Raw genomic sequence first — 19,753 nt, forward strand, 5'->3', positions numbered from 1 at the left:
TTTATTCTTTTGTACTTTCAGGCATTAAATACAAACTACTCAGATTGGCTTTGACAAAATAAATATTGGCAATTCGTTGTAAATCTTGTGGCGTCACTTTGTCATAATGTTTGGGTAACTCATCCATTAAACGAAAACTTAGGCCGTTTACTTCCAAATTCCCAATCATATTGGCTTGTCCACCAATATCATCCTGACTATAGATTAAATTTGAAACGAAGTTGTTTTTGACACGATCGAGTTCAGCTTGATTGACCAATTCTGTTTTAAATAAATTCATCTCTTTTTCAATCGCTTTTTGTGCCTCATCCAGAGAAACATCATCACTTGGGATCGCGGAGATCATAAATAAACTGTCGCCGCGATTATAGGGGTCGTATCTGACACTGATTGCGGTCAGCACTTTTTTATCTCGAATCAGACGGTCTTGTAAGCGAGCGGAGATTCCGCCATCCAGTAAGGACTGGATAATGGTCAGGGCGTAGGCATCTTGTGGGTTTTTTGCTGTAGCAATGGATTTGACATTCCAAGCCATAAACAAGTTGGGGACTTGTACTGGCAACTGCACTTCCATGTGTCGATAACCCATTCGATCAAACTCTAAAACATCATTACGGTCAGGAAGTTCCTTTTTGGGAATTGCCGCAAAATATTTTTCAACCTGTTTAAGTGCTTGTTCTGCATTGACATCTCCCACGATGACCAAGGTCGCATTATTGGGGGTGTACCAAGTTTGATACCAATGTTTAAGATCATCCAGACGAATATTCTGTAGGTTTTTCATAAAGCCAATCACCGGTTGACGATGGTGACTGGTTGGATAGGCGATCCATTTAAAACGTTCGTAGGCTAGATTTCGTGGATTATCATCTGTCCGTTGTCGTCTTTCCTCCATAACCACTTTGATTTCAGGATCAAAGTCTTGTTGTTTGAGGACCAGATTTGTCATACGGTCTGCTTCAAGTTCCAAAGCCAATGGAAAATACTTCTTGGGGTAAAGCTGATAATAGTTGGTGTAATTTGTATATGTGGCAGCGTTGGTGCGGCCACCATAAATTCGACTCAAACGCGCAAACTCATCATCAGGAACTTTTTTGGTTCCTTTAAACATCATATGTTCAAGCACATGCGAAATACCCAGTACATTACCTGACTCATCACTACTTCCCACGCCGTACCAGATTTGGGTCATAACAATTGGTGAACGATGATCTTCACGGATAATCACTTTTAAACCATTTTTCAGTGTGGTTTCAAAGGTGGTCCTAGAAAGTTGGCTTTGAGGTGCTGCCTGAAGTTGCGTATTTACCGTGTTAAAAGATAAAAATAAGAGTGGCGCAAGGATAACTTTGGATTGTCTAAGAAGATTTAAGAATTTAGATTTCAGAATATACACAGATAACCCAAAAATTTATTTTAATTTAGAACTATTCTTAAAAAATTAATGATTTAAAGCAAGGCTGGAATGTTGCATTTTGGTTTGCTTGTTTTATCGCTGCTTTAACGCTAAAAATGATGCAATCTATGCTAAACTCATTCTTTTTTAACGCTATGCTTTTCAAGGAATCGGCATGCAAGAACAGCAAAATAAATTCTTGATTGATGCGGATATCGGGGATGACGATGTCACATTACCTAGTTTACCAGCCGTCAATGTGCCTATTATTGAAAATAATGTAGAAACACCTAAAACGGAACCTGTTCAAACTGAGAGCCAAGACGCACAGATTGAATCGGCAGATGAAAAATCTAAAGGTGGCTTTTTTAGCCGCATGAAAGAAGGTTTGACCAAATCGCGTAAAAGCCTTGCCGATGGTATGGTCAATATCCTGATTGGTGGTAAAGAAATTGATGATGAGTTGCTCGAAGAAGTAGAAGAGCAACTTTTGGTTGCTGATATCGGGGTAGAGGCGACTAAAACCATTATTGCGAATTTGACTGAGCGTACAGAACGTGGTGATTTGATTTACTCACATTCATTGTATAAAGCGCTACAAGAAGAGCTGGTTGCTTTACTTGCACCTCGGGTAAAACCATTGCATATCGATCCCAATAAAAATCCATTTGTGATTTTGGTGGTGGGGGTAAATGGTGTGGGTAAAACCACCACGATTGGTAAATTAGCCAAACGTTTACAAGGTGAAGGCAAGAAAGTCATGCTTGCAGCAGGAGATACCTTCCGCGCAGCGGCAACTGAACAACTTCAAATCTGGGGTGAACGTAACAATATTGCTGTCGTGGCTCAAGGTCATGGTGCAGATAGTGCTTCAGTCATTTTTGATGCCTTTGAAAGTGCACGTGCCAAAGGTGTGGACGTTTTAATTGCTGATACAGCAGGGCGTTTGCATAACAAAAGTAACTTAATGTCTGAGTTGACTAAAGTAAAACGTGTGATGCAAAAAATTGATGCAACTGCGCCACATGAAGTGATGTTGGTGGTGGATGCTGGTACTGGTCAAAACGCGATTAACCAAGTTGAAATGTTTGACGAAGCTGTAGGCTTAACAGGTTTAACCATTACCAAATTAGATGGAACGGCAAAGGGTGGTGTGTTGTTTAATATTGCCAGTCGTACTCATGTACCAATTCGATATATTGGTGTGGGTGAGAAGATTGATGATTTACGTCCATTCTCTGCAAAATCATTTGTCGCTGCACTGTTTGAAACAGATAAGTAATTTAGAAAATTATTTATCTTAAATGAGACTCCGCTTTATGCGGAGTTTTTTATTTTCTAAGATTGTGATTGATGGTGGTATGTTATTGAAAGAAGGCATCATAAGAATGTCATCAAGTTGTACTTTAATGCGATGTCTAGAATCGTATGTCCAGATTTGCAATATTTTTACCACAAAACAAGCAATGAAAAGTATATAGGATATTTGCCATATTCTTATCGTTGTAAAGCTCAAAGCAATAGGCTGGGTTTAATGGTAAATTTTAATTGAATTGTTTGATTAATAAATACTTTAATTGCAATTTAAAAAGGGGACCACATAAACACGATGGCATTTATAAATGCCCGATTTCACATATTGTTCTAAATATAGAACACATTGTTATGTATATAAGCATGACGAAACTAAGAATGATGCAATACACTCAAACCATGTTAAATAACACGACCCATTTGGTCATAGAAGGATTAACACAATGTCATTTTTAAATCAAATCAAACAACGCCGTACAATTTATGCAATTGGTAGAGATTTAAGCTTAGACCAAGCGAAAATTGAAGAAATCATCAAAGATGCAATCAAGCATAGCCCATCCTCATTTAACTCACAGTCTTCTCGTGCTGTGATTTTATTTGGTGATTCACATGTTAAATTCTGGACAATCGTTTTAGAAACTTTACGTAAAATCGTTCCAGCTGAAGCATTTGAAGGAACTTCGGGTAAAATTAACAGCTTTATCGCTGGTGCTGGTTCAGTGTTGTTTTATGAAGATTTAAGTGTGATCAAAGCTTTACAAGAACAATTCCCATTATATGCAGACAATTTCCCAGTATGGTCTGAGCATTCAACAGGTATTGCACAATTTGCAACTTGGACTGCATTGGCTGAAGCGGGTATTGGTGCATCTTTACAACATTATAATCCAATCGTAGATGAAGAAGTGGCGGCAACATTTGATGTACCTGCTGACTGGAAACTTCGCGCACAATTAGTATTTGGTTCAATCGAAGCACCAGCGGGCGAAAAAACATTTATTGATGATGCAACACGTTTTAAAACTTTTAACTAAGTGAAACATTTTGTTTTAAGCTGAGGTCTATTGCTTATTTAGCTTAGACCTTGCTATTCCAGAAACCTGTTTAGAATGTAAATTTTAAACAGGTTTTTTATGTGCAGTGCGTTATCCCTGCTTGTCGCCAGACAATAGGTAGAAGCCGTATGATTAAATAATCTAAAAAAGCTTAAGTGGTTTAAAAAATTATGCGATTCCATCTTGTTGCTAAAGATTCTAATCATCTAAATTGAAACAATAAGATGAGATTTGAACAAACAGAAAAAAATATAAGTGAATCGAACAATTCTTTACACAGAATTATGGATTGGTTTTATCGACATTTAGCGCTATTCATGGCTTAATCTTTGCTCAAGGAATAAAAGTGTATAAAAAAATGGGGAAATTAGGGTTGATTCAGCACTTTGGTCTAATTTAGACATTTTAAAAAATTTATACACTGTTAAAAAGCGATTTAAGTTGATGATTTAGTTGAGGGTGTTGCTGTATTTTTGATCGTTATTTTTTAAGTTAATATAGCTATTTTTTTTAATTAAAATGATCACTATTTAGCAATGTGATAATACTATTCAGCATGGTTTAAATCGGTATACTAGAAACTCTTGTTATAAAAAGTAGCAATATCAGGAAAGACAATGACTGCACGTATTCAAAAAGGCAAGTTAGCGATTGCTAAAGAACTTTACGATTTCATCGAAAATGAAGCACTACCAGGTTCTGGTTTAGATAGTGAAACATACTGGAAAAACTTTGAGCAAGTTGTTGTCGATCTTAGCCCTAAGAATAAGGCGCTTTTAGCGAAGCGTGACGAGATTCAGGCTAAAATTGATGAATGGCACCGCAACAATAAATTTGAACTCCAAGCTTATAAAGCTTTCCTTAAAGAAATTGGCTACTTATTACCAGAAGTAGAAGATTTTCAAATCAGTACAGAAAATGTTGATGAAGAAATCGCATTATTGGCTGGTTCGCAATTGGTGGTACCTGTGCGTAATGCACGTTATTGCTTAAATGCGGCAAATGCACGTTGGGGTTCTTTATACGATGCGCTTTACGGTTTTGACGTGATCTCTGAAGAAGGTGGCGCGGAAAAAGGTAAAGGCTATAACCCAGTTCGTGGCGATAAAGTTATCGCATTTGCTAAGAATTTCTTAAATGAAACATTCCCATTGGCAAATGGTTCACATGCAGATGCAACAAAATATGCTGTTGAAGGCAAAAAACTTGTTGTAACCCTTAAAGACGGTTCAACCTCGACTTTGGCGAAAGAATCACAATTTGTCGGTTTTAATGGCGACGAATCTGCACCCGTTGAAATTGTACTTTTAAATAACGGCTTACACGTTGTTATTGAAATTGATGCAAATAGCCCAGTGGGTAAAACTGATGCGGCTGGTGTTAAAGATCTTGTTTTAGAAGCTGCTGTTACCACGATTCAAGATTTGGAAGACTCGATTGCTGCTGTAGATGCAGAAGAGAAAGTAGAAGGCTACCGTAACTGGTTAGGTCTAATGAAAGGTACGCTTGAAGAATCAATTGAGAAGAACGGTAAAACCGTGACGCGTACATTGAATAAAGATCGTACACATAAGAATTTGATCGGTGGTGAAACAACACTTCATGGTCGTTCATTGATGCTTCTTCGTAACGTTGGTCATTTAATGACGAACCCTGCGATCCTTGTAGATGGTGCTGAAATCTACGAAGGTATTATGGATGCTTTAATTACACCATTATTGACTTTCGCAGACATCAAAGGTCAAAACGAAAACAAAAACTCGCGCAAAGGGTCAATGTATATCGTTAAACCAAAAATGCATGGTCCAGAAGAAGTTGCATTCGCTGTTGAATTGTTTGAACGTTCTGAACAAGCACTGGGCTTACCAGCGAAAACTTTGAAAATCGGGATTATGGATGAAGAACGCCGTACATCTGTAAACTTGAAAAACTGTATTGCACAAGCGAAAGACCGTACTATTTTCATCAATACTGGTTTCATGGACCGTACAGGTGATGAAATTCATACCTTTATGGAAGCAGGTCCTTTCGTTCGTAAAGGCGAAGTGAAAAGCCAAATTTGGTTCCCAGCTTATGAAAACCGTAATGTGATGGTAGGTCTACAAGCAGGTTTACGTGGTAAAGCACAGATTGGTAAAGGTATGTGGCCTAAACCTGACATGCTTTTAGACATGTATAAAACCAAAATTGAACATCCTGAAGCGGGTGCGAGCTGTGCATGGGTTCCTTCACCATCAGGTGCTGTGATTCACGCGATTCATTATCATCAATGTAATGTTTCAGCACGCCAACAAGAGTTATTGAAAACTGAAGCGCTTCCGTTAGATGACTTGTTGACACCGCCTTTAGCGACAGATACAAACTGGACTGAAGAAGAGAAGACCAAAGAGCTTGAAAATAACCTTCAAGGTATCTTGGGTTATGTTGTTCGTTGGGTTGATTTAGGTGTGGGTTGTTCTAAAGTGCCAGACATTAACAATGTCGGTTTAATGGAAGACCGTGCAACGTTACGTATTTCTTCTCAACACGTTGCGAACTGGTTGCGTCATGGTATTGTGACTAAAGCGCAAGTTGAAGAAGTTATGCAGCGTATGGCGAAGATTGTTGATGAGCAAAATGCCAACGATCCTGAATATAGCAACATGGCGCCTGGTTTTGACGGTTATGCATATAAAGCTGCTTATGATTTAGTATTCAAAGGTGGTGAACAGCCGTCTGGTTATACTGAGCCATTATTGCATGCGTATCGCTTAAAGTTAAAAGGCTATACAGGCGATTAATTTTATCGTCTAATTTATCCTATTAGCTTATCAATAAAGCCTCTTCGGAGGCTTTATTCTTTTTATGGTTTATTTTAAATGTTGCTTTGCTTTCATATATAAAATTTGTAGACCCGACTTTGAGTTTTAAGCCAATAAGATAAAATCTCTGATACAATTTAAGGGAATTAATCATTAAGCTGAATTATAAATGACATCAATTCTGAAATTAGATGCGCTGAAAAATGCTGAAGTTGCAAGTACGCCTTATCCGTATTTTGTGGTTGAAAATGCTTTGGCTGACAGTGAAGTCCAGGCAGTAATCCAAGACTTTCCTAAAATTGAACAGGGCGGAAGCTTTAACATCGAAGATGTAGAAATTAAGCCTAATTTTGATCGCTTTCTAAAATCATTGGATACACCAGAATTTCGTCAAATTTTAACAGATAAATTTGATGTCAATGTGATGGAACATCCGATGATGATTACTTTACGTGGCTACTCTCGTCAAAAAGATGGGCGGATTCATAGTGATTCAAAAAGCAAATTGTTGACGGTTTTGATCTATTTAAATGAATCTTGGGATGCACCAAATGGACGTTTACGTATCCTCAATGACGATAAAGACATCAATAACTATGTGACTGAAATCAATGCAGGACCAGGCTCACTGGTTGCATTTAAAGTGACTGACAATGGTTGGCATGGCTATATTCCTTATGAAGGGCAACGTCAATCTATTCAAATTAACTTTTTGACCAGCGAAAAAGCCAATGCAAAACATAAGTTTTTCCATGGTTTAAGTGCCAAGGTAAAAAAGATTTTTGGATAAAAGCAAAGAGGATAAATTTCGGTTTATCCTCAATTTAAATTGCGAACTGTCTCAACTTTTTATCAATGTCTAAGGTTCTTATCAATGGATAGCGGCGATAGATAGATTCCACAATTATAAATTAATCATTTAAAATCTTATTATTATGTGTGCTAATTTTAAACCGATCAGCTTAATACAAGTTCAGCAGCTTGGCTTACCCGCGATACCTTTCTCGTATGAAGATGAAATATTTCCAAGCTTTCAAACGCCGTTATTATTTAAATCTAATCAAGGGATTGAATGGCGTTTAGTCAACTTTGGTTTAGTGCCAAAATGGGCTGAGGATAAAGAAGCAGCAAAACATACTTATAATGCAAGAAATGAAACCCTGATGGAAAAGCGCAGTTTTGTCGAGGCTTTTAGCAAGTGCCAGTTTGGCGTGATCCCCGTGACAGAGTTCTATGAATCCAAATACATCAATGGCCGACCACAGCGTTGGGGGGTAAGGCGTAAAGATGATCAAGCTTTTTATATTGCGGCATTGTATGAGATTACCCGATTAAAAACCGGTGAAGTTGTTCGTTCAGCGACCATGATCAGTATGGACGCCCACACCCATCCGATGATGAGTGAATTCCATGAACCTCGAACAGATAAGCGTTCGGTGGTAGTCATTCCACATCATCGACTTGATGAGTGGTTGGGTTTACAACAGCCCAATATTTCGAGTTTTATTGAGGGTTTCCCTGTGGCGGAGTTTGAGTGTTTTTATTGCCCCAAAATATCAAATAACAAAAACTCGCCACAGTTGAACATCTTTGATGAAGAATCTTAAGGATTAATGTGCAAGATTCTTAAAGATGATTTTTAAATTTTCCATGGTTTTTTCAATTTGTAGTGGTGTTAAACCGTCAAATGACTGTTCAAGTACAACACTCATTAAATCATTAATTTTTAGCGTCATTTGTTGACCAGCTTCTGTTAAATGTACCCGTGTAATACGTGCATCATGTTCACAAGAGTAGGTATCTACAAAGCCTTCCTCTTTTAAGCGATAAACAATTTTGGTTGTCGTCGACATTTTTGAAACGATCATTTCCGAAAGCTCAGAAACACTTGCATCTGGTTTGGCTTCTAAAGCAACTAATAATCGTCGTCTAGAATTGTCTACCCCATACTTTTTAAGTACGTGATCTAAATTTAAAACATACTGAGAATGAACTTGGCTGATCCAATAGTATGGGAAATTTTCGATATTAAAATTTTCAGCTGCAGGTAAAAATTTTGCATATTTTTTAGTCATTTAGAGGTCCCTGTTTTTTGTAATTATTGCCATATATTAAGCGGTAATCATATTTTACTTTGAATACTTGAATCAATATGTGATAGATCACTTAATGAAAAAAACAAGTAAAATCGACGAAATGTAAATTTTGCTTGAACCAAACTTAAGTTAAAGTATTCAGTAAAGGCATTGTATAACTGTCTTAAATTAGATAAAAAGTAGTAATACCTTGCGTAAATTTAGTCGCTTCTTCATGCAATTTAGAATGAACAGAGTTCATTCTCTAGTTGTTAGTGTGGAATCGAAAGTTTCAAAACAACCGCAAAGGTTGATTTTATTGAAAGTCATTGAATGTCCCTGTGTCATAGTGGCTCCTCCTACGTATATTTCAGCTTGCTTAAGTATGAAAATTACCAAGAAGATGTTGTTAAAAGCAAGCTTATTAGTTAAAAAAATTAACATCTGATGTTATTTTAACTGAAAAATAAGAAAAATCAACTTGGCTTTACTGTTAATAATTAGGTTTGATTACGTCATAATGGGAATAAATCTAAGTATTTCCTCCCTAAATGCCCATATATCCGATTGAAAATCATTAATTAAATTAAAGCGATTTATACCGTTAGAAGGTAAATAGCATTTAATAACTATAGTTATACACAATTTATATTGAAAAAAGCTAATGACATTTTTGTTAGATTGAGTGAAAAATAATTTGAATAAGATGAACCGGCATCTGTAAAGCATCGAATTGATCATGCGAGGCAGGGATTACTTACAATTCACCCGTATCGCAAGGTTAATCATAAGAAAAATCTTAAATAAATGTAAAATTTTTGTGAAAATTAATTACAACTGCAAGATATTGTGCATAATTAATCTAATTTAGTTGAAAAGGTTTCATTCATGGATCCGTCGTCGTGTAGGTCAAATTTATTTTTCTTCTTATATATTGATAATAATAAGCAGGAGCTCTAATAATGGAATTTTTATTAGACCCTGGAATTTGGGTTGGTCTTTTAACCCTGATTGTTTTAGAAATTGTACTGGGTATTGATAACCTGGTCTTTATCGCCATTCTTGCAGATAAACTTCCTCCTGAACAACGAGACAAAGCACGTATTATTGGTTTATCTTTAGCCTTAATTATGCGTTTAGGCTTGCTGTCTATTATTTCGTGGCTGGTCACATTAACCAAGCCTTTAATCGCTTTTGGCGGGTTGTCTTTCTCAGGTCGAGACTTAATTTTATTATTCGGTGGACTGTTCCTTGTCTATAAAGCTGTCACTGAACTACATGAAAAAATGGAAGGAAAACCTGAGGTTAAAAGTTCAGGTGCAGTTGTTTATGCAAGCTTCTGGGCAGTTGTGGCGCAAATCATCGTTTTAGACGCAGTATTCTCTCTTGATTCGGTGATTACCGCGATTGGTATGGTCGACAATATCTATGTGATGATGGCCGCTGTAACGATTGCTGTGGTTGTGATGTTGATTGCTTCTAAACCGTTAACAGCATTTGTCAATAAGCATCCGACAGTCGTGATTCTATGTTTAAGTTTCTTATTGTTGATTGGTGTGAGTTTAATCGCTGAAGGTTTTGGTTTCCATATTCCGAAAGGCTATATTTACTCGGGTATTGGTGTGGCAATTTTAATTGAAGCCTTTAACCAATTTTCCAGCCGTAATGTTGAAAAGCATCAGTCGAAAACGCCGTTGCGTCATCGTACCGCAGACTCAATCTTAAAATTGATGGGAAGTAAGCTGGATGCAGATTTATTACAAAGCCCTGAAGCTTTAGCTGCTCAAAAAGCCTTTGGTGATGAAGAGCGCTATATGGTTGGTGGTGTATTGACACTTGCTGAACGTTCAGTTGCCTCAATTATGACGCCAAGAAATCAAATTTCGTGGATCAATCTTGAAGATGATGCGGAAAGTATTCGTCAGCAAATCTTGGCTGTACCACATAGTTTATTCCCAGTATGTCGCGGACAATTGGATAAAGTGGTTACGGTTGTACGTGCTAAAGAGTTAATTGATGTACTGGATGAACCAGAACAATTACAAGCCTTGCTTAAACGTAGTCGTCCGATTTTTATTTTTGAAAAAATGAAAGTGATTGATGCTATTCATACTTTAAGAACGTCTAAGGGTTCTTTGGTCTTGGTGAGTAACGAATTTGGTAATATCCAAGGTTTGATTTCTCCGTTGGATGTGTTTGAAGCAATTGCGGGTGAATTCCCAGATGCAGATGAACAGTTAGAGTTGATCAAACTGAATGATACAACGTGGAAAGCATCAGGTATGCTTGACTTGTATCAGCTTGAGCTGGAACTTGGCATGTTGGATCTAGTTCAAGAAGACTCAGGTTACTTTAGCGTAGCAGGTTTGATTTTAGACAAAACTCAAGGCGAAGCAAAAGTAGGCACTCAGATTGAACAAGAGGGCATTTGGTTTGAAGTCATCGAAATGGATGAAAATCGGATCAAGACGGTAAAAATTACCCGTCCAGAGCAATTTTCGTAACTGTTTTACGATTAAATCGCAAACAGATATAAAAAACTAAAAAAAATGCCTCATTAATGAGGCATTTTTTTTGAATAAAAAGAGCACTTAGATAGGATTACTTATCTAAGTATTTAAAACTAAAAATTAATTTAAAATATTTTGTGCCATTGTTGGCCATAAATTTTGATGTGACTTCTTAAACATTAACATATGACCAATGGCTTTATGACCTGTATCTTTCGGTTTAAGCTCTATCATTTCTGTGGTGGCTTTTGGATACAAGCGAAGTAAGTCTTTGACATTGGCTTCAGTGGCGATCTCATCATCCGATGACCAATACACAGTAATTGGGCATTGAATTTCGTTGTGATAGTCCTCGAAAATCGTTTTACCTATAGCGTTCATCACATAACCGGGTTTACTGCAAAATTCAGCCCATTGTTTTGCAACATTTTTGGGTAAATTTTCTCCCATGCCTAAAAACTTGGTTGCGCCATAGCCTTTGACTAAGCTTGAAACAGGGAAGATCATTTTAAACATGACAGGCGCCATACGTTTGGTTCGCCCTTTAAGTCCTTTTACATGTCCTGTAGAGCCTGAAATTGCAATCACTTGTGCCACTTTCTTGTAATTAGAAACAATGCCTAGTAATTGTCCTCCAGCACTATGACCTAAGAGTATGACTTGTTCTTTGCCTGTTTTATTCAGCAATGTTTCAATAGCAGCAGGAATATCCAGTTGTCCCCAGTCTTGGATACTTACAGTGGACTGACGAATAGGACCATGTAAGGACTCACCTATACCACGAAAATCGAAGACCAGCACATCTGAACCTTGTTGGGCAAGCCATTCTATAAAATGATGATAGAAACCTTGGGTAATACCTGTTGCAGGACAAACCAAAATAGGCAATTGATGGGTTGATTGTTTTGCCGGATAAAAACGTGCAGTTAAGCTATAGCTATCTGCACAAGTTATGGTTAAATTTTCAAATGTATTCATGACAATTCAATGGGTATGCTTTAATGATTACTTTACATAAGTTCTAAAAAGAAACTTGATGAAAGTATGACTTATGAGTCAAAGGTAATATAAATATTTTAAGCTGTTGGAATTAGGATGTTTTAAATGGATTTAGTGTGTTTAAGTTTGTCGGTAAAGTTAGCTTTAATATTTAGTGGGATTTATCTATGGGTGGGTATGCTAACAGGGGTTTGGAAATATTACCAAATTAGTCGATCAGAAATGGCTCGAGCTCATTATTATGTCGATATCGCACATCGCAGTAGCTTGCTTTATGCTCCAGCTACTTTGATTTTAGCGGTGATGGCCTATTGTTCAAGCTGGACAGAAACCACAAATTTAATATTTGTCTTGATTAATTTATTCTTTTTTAGCTTTTCAATTGCCAGTTATGTTTTGCATGGTTTTTTAAAAGATACGACAAATCAATTCAAAGAGCCGCACCAATTAGGAACAATGCACTTACCGAAAATATTGTTACGTATAGCAATGCTGTTATTGGTACTCGGGGAGATTGTTGCGACTGGAGGATTATTACTAGGAATGTTTAATACTTTGTTTTAATACTTAAATTTTTATGATTTTCTTATTTAAGATGGATGCATGGCATCCATCTTTTATTCTGTAATCTTCGCGAGTTTACGAGATTTATGGTCGACTACATCCCAAACATAGAAGGCAGCAGAAACGACTAATGCATAGGCAAAAAATTCAGGTTTTAAATTGCCTTGAATGAGTCCATGAATAAACAGAGTCACTAAAAGTGCAAGTGTTGTACTTAGATAGATGACCAGTTTTGTATTTGTCTTCAAAGAATTAATGAAGACTTGCTTATTGAAATGTATTGATAACATCCCCATTCCTCCTGTCTGCTCGACAAAAACCACATTGTTTTAGTCTGGATTGGTTTATTCAGTTGTACCATATCTAATTATTATTTCAAGAGCAAATAGCTCTATTATTCAAAATAATTATGACATATTTATTACAAGTGATGATTATTTTATAAAAAAAGAAAATATAAGTGATTTTTTTGATAAATGATGTAATTGTTGTTGAAGTAGTGTGAGCTAGTTATCAAAATAAAATACAATAACTGAATAGGTCTTGAAAGTATTTTCGACTAAAGTTGATAAAAATTATGCAATATTTATGCAAAAATCGAAAAAAATGACTATTTTTTCAAAATAATTCAATTTTGGCATGGAGAACGGTTCACTCATTCAAAAAAAGCAACAACGCGACTGAATTTATCTTTGTTGAATTAAAATTAAGTTTTAGTATTTTTAGCCAAATGTTTTTTATACATAGCGCAAAGCTTGATTTGATCTATTCAGGTGCATTGATCACATGTTTGAAGCACTAAGATGGATCAAACAACGCTTTAAAAATTGTGTCGCAAACAATAACGGCCTGTGGGGTAAACATGACAATTATTGATCACTGTTAAAATAAGATTTGGGTAAAATCAAATTTTAAGGATGATAATTAAAAAGCTTTATTTTTTAACTTTATCAATTACGACACAGATGATTAACACGATCAATGATGGGATCACCCATGCAAGATTCTGTTCATTTAACGGTAAGTTTTGAATCATCAAAGGTAAGCTGTCTTTAAAGCTTGTGACTTTAATTCCTTCAATAAGACCAAATAAAAATGCAACGCCAGTAACAGGTGCGATAACCGTGGTTGGGTTATTGAATTTACCCCAAAAGAAGCTCAATAGAATGACCACAATTGCGGGTGGGTAAATTGCACTGAGTACGGGAACTGAAAAAGCAATCAGTTTGGTTAAACCTAGATTTGAAATCACCAATGAAAACAACACCAAAATAACCACTAAAACTTTATATGGAATTTTTGTCAGTTCAGAGAAGTATTCAGCACATGCGCAGGTTAAACCAATCGCAGTAACCATACATGCAATAAAAATCAAAGCTGTCAGGAATAAAGAGCCTAAGTCACCAAAAGCATGTTGAACATAAGCATGCAGGATCACTGCGCCATTTTCAGCATTTGGAGCAGCATCATGACTGCCTAAACCAAGTTTAAATAAGCTGAGATAAACCAGCGTTAAACCTACACCAGAAATCAAACTTGCAATAATGGCATATTTGGTTACGAGCTTTTTATCTGTGACACCACGAGAGTGGATAGCGTGGATAATCACAATACCGAAAACCAAAGCGCCTAAAGTGTCCATGGTTAAATAACCATTTACAAAACCTTCAGAAACAGGGCTGGTAGCGTAATTGTTGATCGCAGGAGAAATTGAACCAGTCGGGATCAGAAATGCTGCAATACCTAAAATTGCCAGTGCAATAATTTTTAGCGGCGCAAGAATATGACCCACTGTATCCAATAATTTATTTGGATAAAGAGAAACTAAAGTCACAAATGCAAAATAGATAACGCTATAAATGAATAATGCTGTACCACCATTTCCAAAGTATGAGGAAAAACCAATTTCATAAGAAACAGTTGCAGTACGAGGTGTAGCAAATAATGGCCCAACCGAGAGATAACACACTACAGTCAATATTAAACTTGCAACTTTACCTAAAGGCGAGCTTAAAATCGCAATAGAACCTTCAGTTTTAGAAAGTGCCATAATGGTAATAACAGGTAAGCCTACAGCTGTGACTAGAAAACCTAGCGCTGCGAGCCATACATGTTCACCGGCTTGTTGAGCAACAATGGGTGGAAAAATAATATTACCTGCCCCAATAAATAAGGCAAAGGTCATAAAACCTAAAGCAATAATATCCTTTGTACGGAGATTAGTCATAAACTGTGGTTGAAAAAGCAAAACAGCGATTTTAGTAGAAATAGCTTATTTTTTGTATTTTATTTTATGGATAATATTCCCGTTTTTTATAAATTTTAACCAATTAGTCATATTGATTATATTTATGTGGATGATTCACAGTTAATTTTCAAAAATTGAAAAAATCAAAATTTTCAAAAAATATAGAATAGATAAAATCATCATATGGAAAGATTATACTTATTCTAAAATTTATGTGTTTGATTTTGCATTTTTATTGAATAAGATAGGCGGTAAATTGCCCTAAATGTATTGAAAAGGCATATAATATTTTTTCACTTTTGCGGACAGATCCAATGAAAGCTTCTACAGTCACCATTAAAACCGAACAAGACCTTGAAAAATTAAGAGTGTCGGGGCGTTTAGCTGCTCAAGTTTTAGCAATGATTGGTGAATATGTGGAGCCAGGGGTGACGACTGAGTATTTAGACGATATTTGCAATGATTTTATTGTCAATACGCTGAAAGTGATACCTGCAAATATTGGATATTATGGTTATACCAAAACCACCTGTATTTCTCCAAATGAAGTGGTCTGTCACGGTATCCCATCAAAACACAAGGTTTTAAATGATGGTGATATTATCAATATAGATGTTGCGATTATCAAAGATGGTTATTTTGGTGATACCAGCCGTATGTACTATGTGGGTACAGTTAAACCTGAAGCGAAAAGACTGGTTGAAACGACTTATGAGGCAATGGTGGCTGGGATTCATATGGTCAAACCCGGTGCAACACTCGGGGATATTGGCCATGCGATCCAACAAGTTGGGCAACGTGAAGGTTATACGATCGTTCGTGAATATTGTGGTCATGGGATTGGTAAGATTTATCATGAGCAACCTAACGTATTACATTATGGTCAACCCGGACAGGGCTTAGTGCTTAAAAAGGGTATGGTTTTTACCATTGAACCAATGATTAATGCGGGGAAATCCAGTGTCAAAGAGTTGAAAGATGGCTGGACTGTGGTTACTGCAGATAAGTCACTGTCAGCACAATGGGAACATATGGTTGCTGTTACAGATACAGGCTTTGAATTGCTTACACCTTGGCCTGAAGGCACTGGCAGCTACCCTGAGATTTAATCTTTAGACTTTGGTCTAATGAATGAATTATGATCGGCGATTTATTGTTTTTTTATCTTTGAAAATGAGATTTTTCTCACTTTATTTGCTGGAAATGTGGTTCTTTTAGGGGATGTTTTCGGTTGAGAAATATCCAATAAGTGTTTTTAAGTATTGGTTTAAATATTAACCAATCGCTAAGATAGCTTCCAGATTCTCGCTGTAGTTTCTATTGTTGTTTCAAGCTTTCTAGCTTACCCATCCTAGGGTAAGCTTTTTTTTGTCTATCGCTTCTCGATTTGCTTTGATTCGACGATTGAAAATTTAAAATAAGATGAATGAGCCTCCATTCATCTTATTGATCAAAATGCTATTTTTTAAGTTTAAAGTTTAAAATAAATGAAACAGCGAAGCCAAATAGTAGTCCCCAAAAAGCGGAACCAATACCAAAAAACTGAACACCTGATGCACTGAATAAAAAGGTGAGCAGTGCGGCTTCACGATCTTTGACTTCATGAAATGCAATCGCAATATTATGGCTAATCGTACCAAACAAGGCGATCCCCGCTAATGCCACGATAAAAAGATGTGGAAAAGACATCAATAGACTTGTCAATGTTGCCGCAAATAGCCCCATCAAAATATAAAAGAAACCACAGCTAATGCCAGCAATATAACGCTTTGCAGGGTCTGGGTGAACTTGGTCATCCAGACTGACAGCAGCACTGATTGCCGCAATATTCACGGTATAACAGCCAAATGGTGCAAGCAAAGTCTGCGCTGTACCAGTCCAACCAATAAGTTGGTTAACATGGGGTTTATAGCCATAACTTTTAATCATCGCAATCCCCGGTAAATACTGAGATGCCATATTGATTACAAATAAAGGCAGTGCCAATCCGAGAATTGCAGACCATGTGAACTCAGGTGTCATCCATACTGGTTTTGCCAATCCCCACTGTAAGGTTGGAACATGAAACTCCATAAAAAATGGACAAATGGTGATTCCAGCGATCACGGTAATCACAATACAATAACGTGCCCATAGCCGTTTAGTGATGATATAAACCGCCAAGAGGCTAAGAATAAATGCCCAGTCGTTTTGCATACTGGCAAATAGAGCAATACCAAACTTGAGTAATACACCTGCCAGCATGGCACTGGTCAAACTCTGGGGAATATACGAAATAATTTTTTCAAATATGCCTAAAAAGCCTAGTGTGGCGGTCAGTAAACCACTCACTAAGAAAGCACCAATGGCTTCATAGAGTGAATAGCCGCTGGCAGTGGCAATGATGAGTGCAAGTGCAGCGGTTGACCATGAGGTGGCAACAGGATATTTGAATTTCCAAGAAAGAATTAATCCTGAAAGACCTATACCTAAACCGAGTGCCCAAAACCAAGAGGTAATTTGTTCAGGGTTTGCGCCAAGTAATTGAGCCGCTTGTATGACGAGTACAGCCGAAACACTGATACCAATTAAGAAGGTAATGAAACCTGCAAATACAGCAGGTATAGAGAAGTCTTGGAGTAACTTTTGCATGATCCCTTGCTTTTAAATTTGATTGAATGGTTGAAAATGCAACCATCATACATGGATCATTTTAAAGCTTATAGGGTTAATTGGAATTAAATAGCAAAAGGAAAAATAAAATTGAATAAATTCTCATTTTGGGAGAATTTGGCTTTTTTAATCTAGAACTGTTTTAGTTGAAAGTAATTTATACTTACTTATAAAGATTAGATATTGCCTTGAATAGAAAGCGCAGTTTATCCAAAAGAACGATCCAAAAAGAATGCTTTAATCGGGAGATTTATTTAGCTAAAGCAGCTTACATCGTTGAAACAGCAAGCTTTATTCCAAAAGCACAGAACAGTAAGCCTACACAAGCAACACAACCTGCAGCAATTTTGTAGCGTGTATTAAAAAAAGTGGCGAGTTTAACGCCTGAGAAGATCAAGATCGTCAAATAACTCATACTGATGATTTGCAGAATCACTGAAAGTGCTGCAAAGCTTAAAGCAGGGTAAGGGTAATCAGGGTCAACAAACTGAACAAAGAACGAGAGATAAAATAAAATTGCTTTTGGGTTGAGTAAGCTAATGGTTAGCGCTGTTCGAAATGGGTGGAATTGTTTGTTAGTTGCAGTATTCGATGTATTTGTTTGTAGCGTTTGTGGTTTGCTCTGCCAAGTTTTGATACTTGCGATCAGTAAACGAATACCGAGATAAGACAGATAGCTTGCACCAACAACTTTGAGAATGATAAATAACCAAGGAAAGGCATGTAGTAGAGAGGCAGCACCTAAAACAGTGCAGAGAATCAGGATTAAATCTCCTGTAAATACGCCTAAAGCACCGATATAGCCCGTTTTAATTCCAAATCGAGAGGCAATTGACATCACATACAATGAGTTAGGACCGGGTAAAATGACGATAAAAATAGTCCCTAGTATATATGTCACAATATCGGTAATACCAAACACAACATTCTCACTGTATAAGAAAAGCGAAATAAAAAAGCCGAGTGTTTATGATAACAAACTCGGCTTTAGAGTGTGAGCGATTTTAGTGCAATTTTAACCAAAAGCGCATCTACAATTTAGATTTATATAAATCATTCTAAATACATAGATTAGTCAATAAAATCAGCATCTAGGCCAAAAGATTGACGCAATAATAATGCAAGTTGTTCACGCGCTTTGATAAAACCGTCAATCCCGCTTTGCAATAATTGGAATGCCATTAAATCAGCTTCCAATTGTTGTTTAAATTCTGCTTTAGAGATCTCTTGATGTTCTTGAGCAGTCTGATCAGTGTCTAAGCTGAGTTGAGAAACAACATGACGTTGATCATTGTTCAATTTTTCAAGCAGACCCGGTGCAACGGTTAAAAGGTCGCAACCTGCTAAACCTAAAACTTGGTCAATGCTACGGAAGCTTGCGCCCATCACTTCAGTTTTGATTTGATGTTGCTTGTAGTAATGATAAATTTGTTTAACAGACAATACGCCTGGATCTTTCTCAATTGGATAGCTTTCTACATTTTCAGCTTTTTTAAACCAATCTAAAATACGACCGACAAATGGAGAAATCAAAGTAACATTGGCATCTGCACAGGCTTTGGCTTGGTGTAAACCAAAAAGCAGGGTTAAGTTACAATGAATACCTTCTGCTTCAAGTACTTTCGCTGCCTGAATACCTTCCCATGTAGAGGCAATCTTGATCAAAATACGGTCTTGGTCGATCCCATATTCTTTATACAATGCAAGTAGCTCTTTAGCCTTGGCAATGGTTTCTTCGGTATTATAGGAAAGGGCTGCATCCACTTCTGTTGAAACACGACCTTCTACAACATTTAAAATTTCGACACCCAATTTGACGGTGAGAATATCGATGGTGCGTTCGACGAGTGCATCTAATTCATAACCTTCTTTTTTTGCTTGAGCATAGGCATCTTCAATTAGCTCACGACTTTCAGGCTGTTGTGCTGCTGCTGTAATGAGTGAAGGGTTAGTCGTTGCATCCAAAGGGCGAAATTGTTGAATTGCGTTTAAATCACCTGTATCAGCAACGATAGTGGTTAAGCGTTTTAATTGATCTAATGCAGATTGTGTCATTACCGATTATTTCTTAGTTAAAATATTTGTGATTTATTTATAACACAATGCGATTTGAGCAAAACAGGAAAATGTACTGAA

General features: G+C 36.8%; 16 protein-coding genes. 8 read left to right on the forward strand and 8 right to left on the reverse strand.

The annotated features are described in order from the left end of the window. Position 1 precedes the first annotated feature (1 nt). On the reverse strand, positions 2 to 1,396 hold the full coding sequence (locus tag F981_RS06145; RefSeq protein WP_004719611.1) for a M16 family metallopeptidase: 1,395 nt from the start codon (positions 1,394 to 1,396) through the stop codon (positions 2 to 4). 175 nt (positions 1,397 to 1,571) lie between these two features. Here F981_RS06145 and ftsY point away from each other — a divergent pair, with 175 nt between their 5' ends. The 5 genes from ftsY (at position 1,572) to F981_RS06170 (ending at position 8,176) form a co-directional block, all read left to right on the forward strand. Next, positions 1,572 to 2,678 (forward strand): signal recognition particle-docking protein FtsY, encoded by a 1,107-nt coding sequence (ftsY, locus tag F981_RS06150; protein WP_004719613.1) that lies wholly within the window; start codon positions 1,572 to 1,574, stop codon positions 2,676 to 2,678. 475 nt (positions 2,679 to 3,153) lie between these two features. Next, complete coding sequence (locus F981_RS06155; RefSeq protein WP_004719619.1) at positions 3,154 to 3,747, forward strand: nitroreductase family protein; 594 nt, start codon at positions 3,154 to 3,156, stop codon at positions 3,745 to 3,747. Between the two features lie 638 nt (positions 3,748 to 4,385). Next, positions 4,386 to 6,548: a malate synthase G gene (locus tag F981_RS06160; protein ID WP_004719622.1), complete on the forward strand. Its 2,163-nt coding sequence runs from the start codon at positions 4,386 to 4,388 to the stop codon at positions 6,546 to 6,548. Between the two features lie 190 nt (positions 6,549 to 6,738). Next, positions 6,739 to 7,359, forward strand: a complete 621-nt coding sequence (locus F981_RS06165; RefSeq protein WP_004719624.1) for a 2OG-Fe(II) oxygenase — start codon at positions 6,739 to 6,741, stop codon at positions 7,357 to 7,359. 145 nt (positions 7,360 to 7,504) lie between these two features. Beyond that, positions 7,505 to 8,176: an SOS response-associated peptidase gene (locus F981_RS06170; RefSeq protein ID WP_004719625.1), complete on the forward strand. Its 672-nt coding sequence runs from the start codon at positions 7,505 to 7,507 to the stop codon at positions 8,174 to 8,176. A gap of 3 nt (positions 8,177 to 8,179) precedes the next feature. Here the strand turns inward: F981_RS06170 and F981_RS06175 are convergent, their stop codons facing one another. Beyond that, complete coding sequence (locus F981_RS06175) at positions 8,180 to 8,644, reverse strand: MarR family winged helix-turn-helix transcriptional regulator (protein ID WP_004719627.1); 465 nt, start codon at positions 8,642 to 8,644, stop codon at positions 8,180 to 8,182. A gap of 962 nt (positions 8,645 to 9,606) precedes the next feature. Between F981_RS06175 and F981_RS06180 the strand changes: the two genes are divergently transcribed. Then, positions 9,607 to 11,148 carry a TerC family protein gene (locus F981_RS06180; RefSeq protein WP_004719629.1) on the forward strand — a complete coding sequence of 514 codons (1,542 nt, stop codon included), beginning with the start codon at positions 9,607 to 9,609 and terminating at the stop codon, positions 11,146 to 11,148. Between the two features lie 126 nt (positions 11,149 to 11,274). Here F981_RS06180 and F981_RS06185 read toward each other — a convergent pair whose 3' ends face one another. Next, a complete protein-coding gene (locus tag F981_RS06185; RefSeq protein WP_004719631.1) occupies positions 11,275 to 12,132 on the reverse strand; it encodes an alpha/beta hydrolase family protein in 858 nt (285 codons plus the stop codon). A 126-nt stretch (positions 12,133 to 12,258) separates the two neighbouring features. Here F981_RS06185 and F981_RS06190 point away from each other — a divergent pair, with 126 nt between their 5' ends. Then, positions 12,259 to 12,717, forward strand: a complete 459-nt coding sequence (locus F981_RS06190) for a hypothetical protein (protein ID WP_004719633.1) — start codon at positions 12,259 to 12,261, stop codon at positions 12,715 to 12,717. Between the two features lie 53 nt (positions 12,718 to 12,770). Here F981_RS06190 and F981_RS06195 read toward each other — a convergent pair whose 3' ends face one another. Both F981_RS06195 and brnQ read right to left on the reverse strand, forming a co-directional pair. Next, complete coding sequence (locus F981_RS06195) at positions 12,771 to 13,007, reverse strand: hypothetical protein (RefSeq protein ID WP_004719635.1); 237 nt, start codon at positions 13,005 to 13,007, stop codon at positions 12,771 to 12,773. A gap of 644 nt (positions 13,008 to 13,651) precedes the next feature. Further along, positions 13,652 to 14,944 (reverse strand): branched-chain amino acid transport system II carrier protein, encoded by a 1,293-nt coding sequence (gene brnQ / locus F981_RS06200; protein ID WP_004719637.1) that lies wholly within the window; start codon positions 14,942 to 14,944, stop codon positions 13,652 to 13,654. Between the two features lie 335 nt (positions 14,945 to 15,279). On the opposite strand from brnQ, the gene map reads away from it, so the two are divergent. Next, positions 15,280 to 16,074 (forward strand): type I methionyl aminopeptidase, encoded by a 795-nt coding sequence (gene map / locus F981_RS06205; RefSeq protein ID WP_004719639.1) that lies wholly within the window; start codon positions 15,280 to 15,282, stop codon positions 16,072 to 16,074. Between the two features lie 349 nt (positions 16,075 to 16,423). On the opposite strand, the gene F981_RS06210 is transcribed toward map, so the two are convergent. The 3 genes from F981_RS06210 to tal form a co-directional block, all read right to left on the reverse strand. Next, positions 16,424 to 17,596, reverse strand: coding sequence for a benzoate/H(+) symporter BenE family transporter (locus F981_RS06210; RefSeq protein ID WP_004719641.1), 1,173 nt, complete (start codon positions 17,594 to 17,596; stop codon positions 16,424 to 16,426). 289 nt (positions 17,597 to 17,885) lie between these two features. Further along, complete coding sequence (gene leuE / locus F981_RS06215; RefSeq protein WP_004719643.1) at positions 17,886 to 18,539, reverse strand: leucine efflux protein LeuE; 654 nt, start codon at positions 18,537 to 18,539, stop codon at positions 17,886 to 17,888. Between the two features lie 149 nt (positions 18,540 to 18,688). Then, the gene (gene tal / locus F981_RS06220) at positions 18,689 to 19,672 is read right to left on the reverse strand and encodes a transaldolase (RefSeq protein WP_004719645.1); all 984 of its coding nucleotides are present in this window, start codon (positions 19,670 to 19,672) and stop codon (positions 18,689 to 18,691) included. Between the last annotated feature and the right edge of the window lie 81 nt (positions 19,673 to 19,753).

It is taken from the genome of Acinetobacter guillouiae CIP 63.46 (genome assembly GCF_000368145.1).
Taxonomy (GTDB): Bacteria; Pseudomonadota; Gammaproteobacteria; order Pseudomonadales; family Moraxellaceae; genus Acinetobacter; species Acinetobacter guillouiae.